Origin of the sequence: Octadecabacter sp. B2R22 (assembly GCF_018861045.1) — a bacterium.
GTDB lineage: Bacteria > Pseudomonadota > Alphaproteobacteria > Rhodobacterales > Rhodobacteraceae > Octadecabacter.
Window position 1 is genome coordinate 303,147 of record NZ_JAHKQJ010000007.1, and the last position, 12,490, is coordinate 315,636.

The window sequence follows — 12,490 nt, forward strand, 5'->3', positions numbered from 1 at the left end:
CCGACCACGGCAGTGTATTTAAGACCCAAGTTTGAAGGTTTTGTGAGCGCTATACGACTAGAGCGGCGCGCACGCTGCTGTTAGCCATTCAAGCGCCCGCCCATCCACGCGCGGTCCAATTTTGCGCAACGTATCAGAATGATACTGATCAATCCAAGCCCGTTCGTCATCGGTTAGCTGCGTCACATCGACTAGGGTGCGATCCAACGGCACGAACGTCAGTGTTTCAAAATCCAACATGTCGCGGGCATCACCGCCTGTTACTGGCGCAGCTTCGCGCACAGTGATGAGGTTTTCGATCCGAATGCCAAAAGCACCTTCACGATAATAGCCCGGTTCATTGGATAGGATCATGCCTGTTTCCAACACGGTATCGGCCCGACGTGACAAACCTTGCGGCCCTTCGTGGACGGACAGATATGACCCCACGCCGTGGCCCGTGCCATGATCGTAATCCTGTCCCGCCAGCCACAAAGGATAGCGCGCCAAAGCGTCCAGATCACGGCCCCGCACGCCTTTCGGGAACCGCACGCGACTAATCGCGATCATCCCTTGCAAAACACGGGTGTAGCAGGATTTTTCCTCGTCCCCGGTTTCACCGACGGCAATCGTGCGGGTAATGTCGGTGGTCCCATCAAGATACTGGCCACCAGAATCCACAAGTAACAATTCACCCACATCTACAGCACGATTGGTGTCTTCGTTTACGCGGTAATGGACGATGGCCCCGTTCGGGCCTGCGCCGCTGATGGTCTCAAACGAAATATCTTGCAGTGCGTTCGTATCGCGTCGAAATCCTTCGAGCGATTTGACCACATCGATCTCGGTCAACTGGCCTTTGGGGGCCTCATCCTCCAGCCACGCCAAAAACCGCACCATCGCCGCGCCGTCGCGCAAATGGGCCTCTCGGCTGCCTGCGATTTCAACCGTGTTCTTGCGCGCCTTTGGAAGAATGCACGGGTCAACGCCATCCACCGCCGTAACAGCCAGTTGGGGCGCATCGATTATCGAAAGCACCGCATTCGGAGTAGACGTTGGTGCGACTTGCAACGTGCCATCCAACGTTGAGATGTAGTCACCCAGATCAGCGACGCCGTGAACCGTAACATCGGCGCTCAGATGCGAGAGTGCCGCGTCATCAAACGTCGCATCACTGAACACCGCAACTTGTCCAGCGTCGTTCAAAATCGCATAGGACTGAACCACAGGGTTGCGCGGAATATCCGTGCCGCGGATGTTCAAAAGCCAACAGATCGAATCCGGCAATGCAATGAATGCGCGGGTGTCTTGGTCAAGAGCGGCAGCCAAACGGGTGCGTTTGCTTTCATGGCTTTCCCCTGCAAGTTCGTCTGGTTGAATACGAACGGGATTGCGGGGTGGGGCGGGGCGGTCGTCCCATATGGCATCGACCAAATTATCGACGGGCTCCAGCGTTATGCCTGCTGGGTCAAGCGCGGTCTTAAGGTCTCGGATTTGGGTGACGGTATGCAACCACGGATCAAAACCAACAACGCCGCCATCCGGCAGTTGTTCTTTCAGCCAATCAGCCAAAGACGTTTCAGGCCAATGCACAGGTGTAAACACACCCGCGATTTGATCACGCACCTGCACGCGGTAACGCCCGTCAATGAATACGCCTGCGATATCAGATAGAACCGCGCAAAAGCCCGCTGATCCAGTAAACCCCGTCAGCCAAGCCAAGCGTTCATCACAAGACGCAACATATTCACCCTGGTACTTGTCCGCACGTGGCACCAGAAACCCGTCCAACTGACGCGCCTTCATTTCACCGCGCAGCGCCTTCACACGTGCAGGCCCCGTGTCGGGAGAAGAGGAAACTTCAAAGGTCTGGAACATCGCTAACCTATTGCCTTTGTTTCAAAAATACCTCCGCCGGAGGCCCCGCCCGCCGCAGGCGCAAGCTAGCCGACTTTACGCATCCCCAAGACCCGAGCGCGTTTGCGCGGGTCGGTGTCAAACAAGGACGCCAGTTGTTCTGTCATCGCGCCCGCCAGTTGTTCGACATCTGTAATGGTCACAGCGCGGTCGTAGTAACGCGTCACATCATGGCCGATGCCAATCGCGACCAATTCAACGGCTTTGCGTTTTTCGACCATGGCGATCACATCGCGCAGGTGCTTTTCCAGATAGTTGGCAGCGTTCACCGACAGGGTGGAATCGTCCACTGGCGCACCATCAGAAATCACCATCAGAACCTTACGGGCCTCTTGGCGCGCAGTCAGGCGGCGGTGCGCCCATTCCAGTGCTTCGCCATCGATGTTTTCTTTCAGCAGGCCTTCTTTCATCATCAAACCAAGGTTATCGCGGCTGCGACGCCAAGGGGCATCGGCGCGTTTGTAGATGATGTGACGTAGATCATTCAGGCGGCCCGGATGTTGCGGGCGACCCTCAGCAAGCCATTCTTCGCGGCTGATCCCGCCTTTCCACGCTTTGGTGGTAAAGCCCAAGATTTCGACCTTGACGGAACACCGTTCCAACGTGCGCGCCAGAACGTCGGCACAAATCGCAGCAATGGAAATCGGGCGACCGCGCATGGATCCAGAATTATCGAGCAACAGCGTCACGCAGGTATCGCGGAATTCGGTGTCTTGTTCGACCTTAAAGCTCAGCGGCGTTGTGGGATTTGCGACAACCCGCGCCAAACGACCGGCATCCAGTATGCCTTCTTCTTGGTCAAACGACCAAGACCGGTTCTGCTGTGCTTGCAAACGGCGCTGCAACTTGTTGGCAAGCCGCGAAACCGCGCCCTTAAGGGGCTCCAGCTGCTGATCAAGATAGGCACGCAAGCGTTCCAGCTCGGCTGGTTCTGCTAAGTCTTCCGCGCCGATCTCTTCATCGTGCTCGGTGGCATAGACAACGTAATTGGGATCAGCATCCGACACGGGCTGCGGAGCGGGGGGCTCCATTGGGGCCTCGCCTTCGGGCATGTCGGCTTCTTCGGCCATTTCACTTTCAGCGGACTCGTCCATGCTGACTTGCGCTTCGGCGGCGTCTTGTTGTTCTTCTTGAGACTGCTCTGGCGTGCCTTCGGTCTCGTCTTCGTCGCCGTCGTCTTGGCCCGTGCTTTCGGGTTCTTCCTCTTCTTCGCCAGTATTGGCTTCGTCCTCGAGGTCATCGCCCATGTCGTCAGGGTCATCGCCCAACTGGTCGCCGTAGCCCATGTCTTGGATGATCTGACGTGCAAATTTGGCAAAGGCCGCTTGATCTTCGAGCGTGTCTTCCAGACCTTCCAGCGTGCCGCCTGCATTATCTTCGATAAATCCGCGCCACAGGTCCATCACATTGGCGGCACCACCGGGCATGTCACGACCCGTCGCAAGGTGGCGGATCAGATAGCCTGCAGCGGCGGCCAAAGGCGCCTCGGACGCTTCGCGTACTTGGTCATAGCCTTTGCGCAGGGCCTCGTTGCCGATTTTGGCGTCGATGTTGCCCGCCGTGCCAGGCATATGACGCGCGCCAACGGCCTCAACCCGCGCGTTTTCCATGGCGGTGTAAAGGTCTTGCGCCAACTGCCCGTTTGGCATGTATTTCGCGGCAACCCCAGCATCATGGTATTTGTGACGCAGGGCATAGGCATCCGCCGTGCCACGCGCGATCAAAACCTCTTCGCGGGTCATCCGACGGCTGACCTGTGGCAAACGCACCGTTTCCGCCGTCGCCCCCGGAGGGTCCACGGTGAAGCTGACTGTCAATTCAGGATCATCCGCCATGACCTTGGTGGCCTCAGCGAGCGCTTTCTTGAACGGATCAGCAGGGTTATCGGTTGGCTTTTGCATGGTGGTCCTTTGGGCACACGTTTCGCGGCCAATCTAGTGCGCAAAGTTTAGGAAAACCAGAGCGCGTAGACCTTCAAGACATCATAATTGCCGTACAGGCCCGCACCATTTGTGCAGCCCGTTGGGCGGCCCATGTGTCTTCGCGAAATGTTGCGCGTGTCAGGAGGCCCGCGTGGGCTGCTTTGGCCTCAATACGCCATGCCAAAACCTGTCTCCCTTCGTCGGGCTCCATGGTTGCGAACAGTAGATCAATCATAGCCGCGCGATGGTCTTCTGTTTGCTCTGCGTTTTCATCCGACAACAGCCATTCATGTTCCATCTGCGCCGAAAGCCGCCCTGTGCAAGATGCGAAATAGCGCAAGGGATTTTCAATATCGGCAGAGGTGGGGGCAGGGGCAATCAGCGCAAAAAACGCAAGCAGCCCGATGGGGGTATATGTTTTTATTCCGCCCATAACTTATGCAAGCATGGTGAAAAGGCGCACGTCAAGTGTGCATTTTGAAAACTTTTATGGGTATTGGGTGATGTTAAGGGGAGGCGGGGTACGCAATAGGGGCAATGGAGGCAATCTCAGCCTTGTGTTGCGAGCAGCGTTTTCTACGAGGTCTCGGAGCGCGCTTTCTTGAACGGATCAGCCGGGTTGTCGGATGGTTTGTTCATTTATCTAGACGCATCGCTTTGAATGTCGCTGATGGGTTTATCACACAATGCATTGGACCGCAGCATAACTTGGTTTTTCTGACCAACGGAAGCGCCTTCGTGGCCGAACACAAAAACCAATCCACCAATCGTTTCAGATACCGCTTCGGATCGTTGTTCTTCCCCGTTGGGGTAGAGACGCTTAAATTCTTCCATAATCGCGGGCGCATGTGTGCGTGAGATTTCGCTCGGATAGTCCAGCAGGTCATCTCCCATAAACCACGCGGCGCAATACGCGATATGTTCTTCATAGGTCAAATCGTAGTGTTGGGCCGAAGCATATGTCAAAGGCGCTAAGACAGCCGCGACTGCGGTAAGGAAAAGCGACTTCGTCAAAATCTTCACCCCAAGCTCAAGCTTGCAGCACTCTCCGGCAGTTCTTCATCAAAGCAACGCTGGTAGAACTCGGCAACCGTCTGGCGTTCCAGCTCGTCACATTTGTTGAGGAAGCTCAGACGGAACGCATAGCCGACATCTTGGAAGATACGTGCGTTTTCGGCCCATGCGATGACGGTCCGTGGGGACATGACGGTAGAAAGATCGCCGTTCATGAACGCGGTGCGCGTCAGGTCGGCGACGGTAACCATCTGGCTGATCTGCTTGCGGCCTGCCTCGGTGTTGAACGTTGGTGCCTTGGACAGGATGATGTTGGTCTCCGCATCATGGCTTAGGTAGTTCAACGTCGCGACCAAGGACCAACGGTCCATCTGGGCTTGGTTGATCTGCTGGGTGCCGTGGTACAGGCCCGTCGTGTCACCCAAGCCAACAGTGTTGGCCGTGGCGAACAGGCGGAAGTTCGGGTTTGGTGTGATGATTTCGTTCTGGTCCATCAACGTCAACTTACCGTCGGTTTCCAGAACGCGCTGGATCACAAACATCACGTCGGCGCGGCCTGCGTCGTATTCATCAAACACAATCGCAACAGGGTTACGCAGCGCCCATGGCAAGATGCCTTCGTGGAATTCCGTAACCTGCACACCGTCTTTTAGTTTGATGGCGTCTTTACCGATCAGATCAATCCGGGAAATGTGGCTGTCTAGGTTCACACGCACACAGGGCCAGTTCAGACGAGCTGCAACCTGTTCGATGTGTGTCGATTTACCTGTGCCGTGGTAGCCCTGAACCATGACGCGGCGGTTGTAACCAAAACCGGCCAAGATTGCCAAAGTGGTGTCAGGGTCAAACTTATAGGTCGGATCGACCTCGGGCACGCGGTCGCTGGAGCCAGCAGGAAACCCTTTGACTTTCATATCCGTATCAATGCCAAACACATCACGAACTGAGATTTCTTCGGTTGGTTTCATCATCGGGTCTAGCGTGTTCTCGGCCATGTCTGCGGGCGCCTTTATTTACAAATTGAGCGTGTCTATTCCTTATGTCGAAATGCACCATATCAAGGCCCGCCGCAAGGGGAAGGGGTGCAATGTGTGGCTTGCGCTTGTGCGTGATTATGTCATCCTTCGCTCCCATGAAGAGATTGCCCTTATGACCAGCGTGCAAGACATCGAAAAGATGATCCTTCGGGTTGCCCTGCAGGACCGCAAGGCATTCGAGGCGCTTTATTCGGCGACCTCGGCGAAACTCTTTGGTATTATCTTACGTGTCTTAAAAGACCGCGCCGCTGCGGAGGATGTTTTGCAGGATGTTTACCTGCGGCTTTGGCAGGGTGGGGCTGGGACGTTTACGAGTGGGACGGCAAGCCCAATCAGCTGGCTGGCGACTGTGGCACGCAACCGCGCCATTGATCGCTTGCGACAGCTGAAACCAAGCCGCCCCCTTTCGGATGCGCCAGAAATTGCGGATGCCAAGCCGGGCCCAGAAGCTTTGGTCATGGCGGCATCTGACCGTGCGCAAATCCATGCGTGCCTTGAAGAACTCGTGCCCGACAGGGCCGCCGCTGTGCGCGGGGCTTATTTGGACGGGGATACATATGCCGACCTTGCAGCGCGTTTTGGCGTGCCGCTGAATACAATGCGAACATGGCTGCGCCGCAGCCTCTTGAGTTTGAAAGACTGCTTGAACCGATGACGGATGACACCATCATTCCAGACGAAGACTTTTCCGGCGACGACGTTTTGGCGGCGGAGTACAGCCTTGGTCTGTTGGAAGCCGAGGAGATGGTGCAGGTCGCCCGTCGCGCCCGTATAGATCTGGAGTTCGGCGCCTTAGTGGAGCAGTGGCAAGATCATTTCAGCGCGCTCACCAATGAGGTGGAGCCGGTCGCCCCGCCCAAAAACCTGTTCAAAAAGATCGCCTCTGAGGCCTACCCGGACAGCCCGAAACGTATTTGGCATCAATTGGGTGTCTTGCCCGCGCTACTCGGGGCAGGCGCGGCTGCGCTTGTTCTCATTCTCGCGTTGCAGTTTGGCGTGGTGAACCCTCCTGAACCAACGGTGGCAACCTATGCCGCACGCATTGCCGCCGAGGATGACAGCCTTGTGGTGCAGGCCGCTTACGTCAATGACACTGGGACGCTCTTTGTGGAGCGCCAAGCAGGGTCGGGTGTGGCCGAGCGCTCTCACGAGTTGTGGTTGATCGCGGGCGACGACGCGCCGCTTTCCTTAGGGGTTCTGGCCGCTGATGGATCGCTTGATGAAATTACGATCCCTGCCGCGCTGCGCGATCGTCTAGAAGGCGCGACCCTTGCGATTACGGACGAACCGCTTGGCGGATCACCCACAGGCGTCGCAACGGGCGCCATTCTGGCGGCTGGTCTTATCACGGTGCTGTGAGCCCCTGAAACATCTGAAACTTATCTCCGGCCGCTTACGTGGCTTTGGGCATCGAGGTCGCAATCACGTGACCGAAATGAACCAAACTGGAGAACTCTCATGACCCTCAAGACCTTTGCAACTGCCGCTGCCCTCGCTGTAACTGCCAGCATGTCTTTCGCGGATGGACACGCGGCCAACCCGATGGTGGGCGGCGCTGAAATGCTCGCTGAAAAGAATATCATCGAAAACGCTGTGAACTCTCCGATCCACACGACACTGGTTGCGGCTGTTCAGGCGGCTGGCCTTGTGGACACGCTGTCAGGTGACGGCCCGTTCACAGTGTTTGCACCAACAGATGATGCGTTCGGTATGATTGCCGAGGGAACCCTCGCGGCCCTGCTTTTACCTGAAAATAAGGACCAGCTGACACAAATCCTGACCTGCCATGTTGTCGGTGCGGAAGTGTTTTCGGATGCGATTGGGGGTATGATCGCGGATGACGGCGGCATGCACCCTGTTGCGACGTTGGGTGGCTGTACGTTGATGGCACAAATGAACGGCGACATGATCACGCTTACGGATGAAAATGACCGCACCGCGACCGTAACGATCGCCGATGTGGACCAATCCAACGGCGTTATCCACGTAATCGACCGCGTAATGCTTCCCCAGCAATAAGCGTTCGATTGATCTGAGGCATTTCCCATCCCGAGTGGCCTCAGGTCACAATCCTGTGCGCTGCGCCAAAATCTGTCCCCAAGGCGCGGCGCACCCCTTAAGATGCCCTAAATCAAGAAGGATATCGTTATGAACCGCCGCACATTTTCCCTCGCTGCCCTTGCGACTGCATTTGCCCGCCCAAGCCTCGCGGCCGAGGGCACCTTTGAAGTGACCCGCACCGATGCGCAATGGCGCGCCATGCTGACGCGCGCGCAGTACAACGTTATGCGTGAAGAAGGCACCGAGCGGGCAGGGTCTTCGCCATTGGATAAGAATTACGCCGCAGGCATCTACCACTGCCGTGGCTGCGATCAGGCGCTGTATTCCTCCGAGCATAAGTTTGACAGCGGCACGGGCTGGCCCTCGTTTTATGACGTCTTGCCCAGTGCGATCGAAACCATGGAAGACAACCGCCTCTTCAGCACCCGCACAGAATGCCATTGTGATCGCTGCGGCAGCCATTTGGGGCATATCTTTAATGATGGGCCGGCACCGACTGGCCTGCGCCACTGCCTGAACGGCGTCAGCCTCGTGTTCCGCGCGGCCTAATCACCCGCTGCACAGTCGCTCCGTAGAGTGACGGAAGCCATCTGATAGCCCTCGTTCAAAAACATTGAGCGAGGGTGTTATGGGTATTAGGTCGATTGGTTTGGCGTTACCGGGCGGTGATGCGATTTTTTACTTTAAAAATAAGGCTCTACGCCGATATTAATCGTTAACTGTTCACCGTGCTGAAACAGTTCATTTCCCTATACGTCACCTGATGCCACAAGGCTGCCCCAAAGCGTCTCCATACCGGATCAACCACAATGGAGACTTTATGCATTACGGAATGCGCAGATTTAGAAAACCGACAGAAGGAGAACGCGCCCGTTTGCTGGCGTTCTTCCTGTGTGGTTTTTGTAGCGCTGGGCTGGGGTACCTTGCCGTTCTCCACCTTGATCGCGCTGCAATGTTCAACGGGCTCAGCTTGTATCAAACTTGGATCGTTGTTGCGTCCGGTATCGGTGGTCTTGCAGCGTTGTTCTTTTCTGGGGATCGCTTAGGTCAATCTGGTGCGGTCGGTGCAAGGCGCGGCGTAGCAGGGGCAATCTGGGTCACTTTTATCGGCGCCTTGATTGGCGGTACGCTGAGCTTGCCATTTTATGGCACGATGTTTGGCCCGTTAATTGTTTGCGTTACTTTGATGGGCGCGCCAATCCTCGCGATGCTTTGGGTGGTTAACCTGTTGGGCATCCACATGTTGCTTGGCATCCACCAGCGGGAACGTGATTCCATATTTACGCCCGAGAGAATGCGAATTCCCGGTCATTCAAATGAAACCGCGCCCCGATCAGGCGGGCGTTTTATTTAAGCTCTGAAATGCCTGCTGGCCTTGATCTGATCCCAAGCCCAAACAACTTCGGCAAGTTGTTCTTCTTGTGATCGGTCGCCGCCATTCATGTCAGGGTGCAGGACCTTGATAAGTTTCTTATAGGCTTTACGAACTTCGGCTTTTGTCCAGTGATCTTTGGCTTCTAGCACTTCAATTGCACGGCGCTCTGTGGCGGGCAACTTGCGGGTAGACCCTGTGACCGAACGGCCTGGGTTTTGCGTTGCGTTTTCACCAAGCACCTGATGTGGATCATCCACGCCGAGGCGGGCCCATGCGCGTTGCTCGTCGGATTTGCGGAACGGTTTTGTGTCGCGTTCCCAAACTCGGTCTTTGCTTTGCTGTGCGTTGATCTCGGCCTCGGTGGTGCCGTCAAAGAAGTTCCAGCCGAGGTTGTATTCCCGAACGTGGTCTTTGCAGAACCAGTAGAAGTCATCCAAGACGTCAGGGTTCTTGGGCGCGCGGTATTTGCCTGCTTCTTCGCAGCCCGGCTTTTCACAAACGCGGTTAGACGTTTCGGATGCGCCAGACATCCCGCGGCGTCCGCGCGGGTTCTTCTTTTTGCTGGCTGAAACCGACATATTGAAGCCAAATGGATCGTCTTTATTCATCACATCACCTTTCCGACTCGGACATGAGACCTTAAACCATGCAGAGCAGGATTGAAGGGGGCAGAGGTAAAAATAATGACTTTAGAAACAGAAATTCGTGATGCATTAGAGGCATCTTTTTCGCCAACGGTTCTGGCGGTCATAAATGAAAGCCATTTGCACGCAGGCCACGCGGGCGATGATGGGTCCGGCGAAAGCCACTGGCGGGTTGAGATTGCGACAGCCGCACTAGATGGAAAATCCCGAATAGCCAAACACCGCGCGATTCACGCAGCCCTTGGTGAGGATATCATCAGGCGAATCCACGCGCTGTCGTTACAAGTTAGCTAGGGCCGGGGTTACTCGGCTGCGACGTGGTCGTCGTCAGTTTTCTTCTTTGGGTTTTGGGACGCGACACGATTGTTCCAAGGAAACGTAAAGGGCGCCTGCAATGTCTCGTCGACGCGGTCTTGTGCCTCGGGGGTGTTTTCGTCCGCGGCAGGTCCGGCGCTCGTTTCTGGGGCCGGTTGGGCGACGACTGCGGGCTCATCTTCCACGTGGTCTTGTGCAGGGAGCGGCGTTTCGACGGTTTCTTCGACCTGTGTCTGATCTTCGATCAGGGCCGCAACGGGGGCGGCGTGGGTGTCTTCAATTTCAATGGCACGACGAAACACCAGCATGTTTTGAAACGAGGTGGATTTGCCGGTCAGGCCTTGGCGTTCTTCGACGGGGAGGGTGTCCGTGCGCTGGTATTCCCAACCCTCTGCGCCAAGCTCGTTCATGACCGACTGCAAAGCATTTGCGAACCGCGCCGGAGTGCCTTTAACGCCCTTCGCCTTAAGGCCGCGCATCGGGGCTGGCACTACTTTATATTCAAATCCGGTCATAACTCACCTCAATTGTCCCGCGGCATTTCTAACAAGAAAGGCCTGCAACGCAAAGACATCATTAAGTTTTTTGGAATAACACCACCCTTAGTAGGGGCCGCGCAGGCGACCCCCACATCTACGGTTTAGCCGTTCAGTTTCTGTGAAACCAATTTGTTCACGGCCGCTGGGTTGGCCTTACCGCCCGTCGCTTTCATCACTTGGCCAACGAACCAACCCGCAAGTTTCGGGTTCTGTTTCGCTTTTTCGACTTGATCAGGATTGGCGGCGATAATCTCATCCACTGCGGCCTCAATCGCGCCCGTGTCGGTGACTTGTTCCATGCCTTCGGTTTTCACGATCTCTTCCGGATCACGATCAGAGGTATAGGAAATCTCGAACACGTCTTTGGCGATCTTGCCGCTGATCTTGTCGGACTTGATCAAAGCAACGATCTGGCCAAGACGGGCCGCAGAAATAGGGCTGTCGCTGATGTCTTTGTCGTCCTTTTTCAAACGGCCAAACAGTTCGTTAATGACCCAGTTCGCAGCCAGCTTACCATCGTTGCCATCGGCAACTGCTTCGAAATACCCAGCATTTTCAACATCGGCCGTTAGAACGGAGGCGTCATAGTCGCTCAACCCGAAGTCATTAATGAAACGGGATTTTTTGTCGTCTGGCAGTTCGGGCAGGGTGGCTGCGATATCATCAACCCAAGCCTGCTCAATCTCCAACGGCAACAGGTCTGGGTCAGGGAAGTAGCGGTAATCATGCGCTTCTTCTTTGGACCGCATAGAACGTGTTTCGTCCTTGTCGGGATCATACAGGCGTGTTTCCTGAACGATCTCGCCACCGTCTTCGATGATCGCGATCTGACGGCGCGCTTCGTGTTCAATTGCGGCTTGGATAAAGCGCATGGAGTTCATGTTCTTGATTTCGCAACGGGTGCCCAAGACGCCAAAGTCGCCCGTCTCTTGGAACTTCTCATAATCGCCGGGGCGGCAGACGGATACGTTCACGTCAGCCCGCAGGTTGCCGTTTTGCATGTTGCCATCGCACGTGCCGAGGTAGCGCATGATCTGACGCAGTTTGACCACATAAGCGGCCGCTTCTTCGGGGCCACGGATGTCAGGGAATGACACGATCTCCATCAAGGCAACGCCTGTACGGTTCAGGTCAACAAAGGACATCGTTGGGTCCATGTCGTGAATGGATTTACCCGCGTCCTGTTCAAGGTGGATGCGTTCGATGCGCACATTGCGCGCAGTGCCATTGCCCATTTCGACCAACACTTCGCCTGTGCCGACAATCGGGTGATACAATTGCGAAATCTGATAGCCCTGCGGCAAGTCAGGGTAAAAATAGTTTTTGCGGTCAAAGGCGCTCATCAGGTTGATTTCAGCCTTCAGGCCAAGGCCCGTTCTTACGGCATATGCCACGCATTCTTCGTTGATGACGGGCAACATGCCGGGCATGCCTGCGTCAACGAAGGCCACGTTGCTGTTGGGTTCCGCGCCGAATTGGGTGGAGGCACCAGAAAACAGTTTCGCCTTGGTGGCGACTTGCGCGTGGACCTCAAGCCCGATCACAAGCTCCCAATCGCCAGTCGCTCCGGCAATGGTTTTGATTTTGGGGGTCTCGTAGGTGAGGTCTAGCATGGTGTGCTCCGCATCGGTGTTTGAGTGTTGAATAGGCCCAAGTGGGGCGGGCTTCAAGCGGGGCAGTTGCGGTT

General features: G+C 55.9%; 14 protein-coding genes. 6 read left to right on the top strand and 8 right to left on the bottom strand.

Going from position 1 to position 12,490, the window contains the following annotated elements:
- Positions 1–57: 57 nt before the first annotated feature.
- The 5 genes from KO486_RS06955 to cobS form a co-directional block, all read right to left on the bottom strand.
- The gene (locus KO486_RS06955; RefSeq protein ID WP_216036524.1) at positions 58–1,857 is read right to left on the bottom strand and encodes an aminopeptidase P family protein; all 1,800 of its coding nucleotides are present in this window, start codon (positions 1,855–1,857) and stop codon (positions 58–60) included.
- A gap of 65 nt (positions 1,858–1,922) precedes the next feature.
- Positions 1,923–3,797, bottom strand: coding sequence for a cobaltochelatase subunit CobT (gene cobT, locus KO486_RS06960; protein ID WP_216036525.1), 1,875 nt, complete (start codon positions 3,795–3,797; stop codon positions 1,923–1,925).
- Between the two features lie 73 nt (positions 3,798–3,870).
- Positions 3,871–4,251: a hypothetical protein gene (locus tag KO486_RS06965; protein WP_216036526.1), complete on the bottom strand. Its 381-nt coding sequence runs from the start codon at positions 4,249–4,251 to the stop codon at positions 3,871–3,873.
- A 206-nt stretch (positions 4,252–4,457) separates the two neighbouring features.
- Entirely contained in the window at positions 4,458–4,832 is a 375-nt protein-coding gene (locus KO486_RS06970; RefSeq protein ID WP_216036527.1) for a hypothetical protein, read from the bottom strand.
- Positions 4,833–4,837: 5 nt separating this feature from the next.
- A complete protein-coding gene (cobS, locus tag KO486_RS06975; RefSeq protein ID WP_216036528.1) occupies positions 4,838–5,827 on the bottom strand; it encodes a cobaltochelatase subunit CobS in 990 nt (329 codons plus the stop codon).
- A 52-nt stretch (positions 5,828–5,879) separates the two neighbouring features.
- Between cobS and KO486_RS06980 the strand changes: the two genes are divergently transcribed.
- The 5 genes from KO486_RS06980 to KO486_RS07000 all read left to right on the top strand — a co-directional run bounded on the left by KO486_RS06980 (position 5,880) and on the right by KO486_RS07000 (position 9,284).
- The gene (locus KO486_RS06980) at positions 5,880–6,524 is read left to right on the top strand and encodes a sigma-70 family RNA polymerase sigma factor (protein WP_354667490.1); all 645 of its coding nucleotides are present in this window, start codon (positions 5,880–5,882) and stop codon (positions 6,522–6,524) included.
- Entirely contained in the window at positions 6,521–7,228 is a 708-nt protein-coding gene (locus KO486_RS06985) for an anti-sigma factor (RefSeq protein ID WP_216036529.1), read from the top strand. Before KO486_RS06980 ends, KO486_RS06985 begins: the two co-directional genes overlap by 4 nt.
- Before the next feature lie 99 nt (positions 7,229–7,327).
- Positions 7,328–7,888 (top strand): fasciclin domain-containing protein, encoded by a 561-nt coding sequence (locus tag KO486_RS06990; RefSeq protein WP_216036530.1) that lies wholly within the window; start codon positions 7,328–7,330, stop codon positions 7,886–7,888.
- 129 nt (positions 7,889–8,017) lie between these two features.
- The gene (msrB, locus tag KO486_RS06995; RefSeq protein WP_216036531.1) at positions 8,018–8,479 is read left to right on the top strand and encodes a peptide-methionine (R)-S-oxide reductase MsrB; all 462 of its coding nucleotides are present in this window, start codon (positions 8,018–8,020) and stop codon (positions 8,477–8,479) included.
- Between the two features lie 283 nt (positions 8,480–8,762).
- Positions 8,763–9,284, top strand: coding sequence for a hypothetical protein (locus KO486_RS07000; RefSeq protein ID WP_252734611.1), 522 nt, complete (start codon positions 8,763–8,765; stop codon positions 9,282–9,284).
- Here KO486_RS07000 and KO486_RS07005 read toward each other — a convergent pair.
- Entirely contained in the window at positions 9,281–9,913 is a 633-nt protein-coding gene (locus KO486_RS07005; RefSeq protein ID WP_216036532.1) for a J domain-containing protein, read from the bottom strand. The two genes, KO486_RS07000 and KO486_RS07005, sit on opposite strands and share 4 nt — an antisense overlap.
- Positions 9,914–9,988: 75 nt before the next feature.
- Here KO486_RS07005 and KO486_RS07010 point away from each other — a divergent pair, with 75 nt between their 5' ends.
- Positions 9,989–10,243, top strand: coding sequence for a BolA family protein (locus KO486_RS07010; protein ID WP_216036533.1), 255 nt, complete (start codon positions 9,989–9,991; stop codon positions 10,241–10,243).
- Between the two features lie 8 nt (positions 10,244–10,251).
- Here the strand turns inward: KO486_RS07010 and KO486_RS07015 are convergent, their stop codons facing one another.
- Both KO486_RS07015 and gatB read right to left on the bottom strand, forming a co-directional pair.
- Positions 10,252–10,779, bottom strand: coding sequence for a DUF4177 domain-containing protein (locus KO486_RS07015; protein WP_216036534.1), 528 nt, complete (start codon positions 10,777–10,779; stop codon positions 10,252–10,254).
- A gap of 125 nt (positions 10,780–10,904) precedes the next feature.
- On the bottom strand, positions 10,905–12,416 hold the full coding sequence (gatB, locus tag KO486_RS07020) for an Asp-tRNA(Asn)/Glu-tRNA(Gln) amidotransferase subunit GatB (RefSeq protein ID WP_216036535.1): 1,512 nt from the start codon (positions 12,414–12,416) through the stop codon (positions 10,905–10,907).
- Between the last annotated feature and the right edge of the window lie 74 nt (positions 12,417–12,490).

Bases quoted from the DNA above. Each gene is read 5' to 3' on its own strand.
- KO486_RS06985 (WP_216036529.1), top strand. From the start codon at position 6,521: ATGACGGATGACACCATCATTCCAGACGAAGACTTTTCCGGCGACGAC.
- KO486_RS07010 (WP_216036533.1), top strand. From the start codon at position 9,989: ATGACTTTAGAAACAGAAATTCGTGATGCATTAGAGGCATCTTTTTCG.
- KO486_RS06990 (WP_216036530.1), top strand. From the start codon at position 7,328: ATGACCCTCAAGACCTTTGCAACTGCCGCTGCCCTCGCTGTAACTGCC.
- cobS (WP_216036528.1), bottom strand. From the start codon at position 5,827: ATGGCCGAGAACACGCTAGACCCGATGATGAAACCAACCGAAGAAATC.
- msrB (WP_216036531.1), top strand. From the start codon at position 8,018: ATGAACCGCCGCACATTTTCCCTCGCTGCCCTTGCGACTGCATTTGCC.
- KO486_RS07005 (WP_216036532.1), bottom strand. From the start codon at position 9,913: ATGAATAAAGACGATCCATTTGGCTTCAATATGTCGGTTTCAGCCAGC.
- KO486_RS06955 (WP_216036524.1), bottom strand. From the start codon at position 1,857: ATGTTCCAGACCTTTGAAGTTTCCTCTTCTCCCGACACGGGGCCTGCA.
- gatB (WP_216036535.1), bottom strand. From the start codon at position 12,416: ATGCTAGACCTCACCTACGAGACCCCCAAAATCAAAACCATTGCCGGA.
- cobT (WP_216036525.1), bottom strand. From the start codon at position 3,797: ATGCAAAAGCCAACCGATAACCCTGCTGATCCGTTCAAGAAAGCGCTC.
- KO486_RS07000 (WP_252734611.1), top strand. From the start codon at position 8,763: ATGCGCAGATTTAGAAAACCGACAGAAGGAGAACGCGCCCGTTTGCTG.
- KO486_RS06980 (WP_354667490.1), top strand. From the start codon at position 5,880: ATGCACCATATCAAGGCCCGCCGCAAGGGGAAGGGGTGCAATGTGTGG.
- KO486_RS06965 (WP_216036526.1), bottom strand. From the start codon at position 4,251: ATGGGCGGAATAAAAACATATACCCCCATCGGGCTGCTTGCGTTTTTT.
- KO486_RS07015 (WP_216036534.1), bottom strand. From the start codon at position 10,779: ATGACCGGATTTGAATATAAAGTAGTGCCAGCCCCGATGCGCGGCCTT.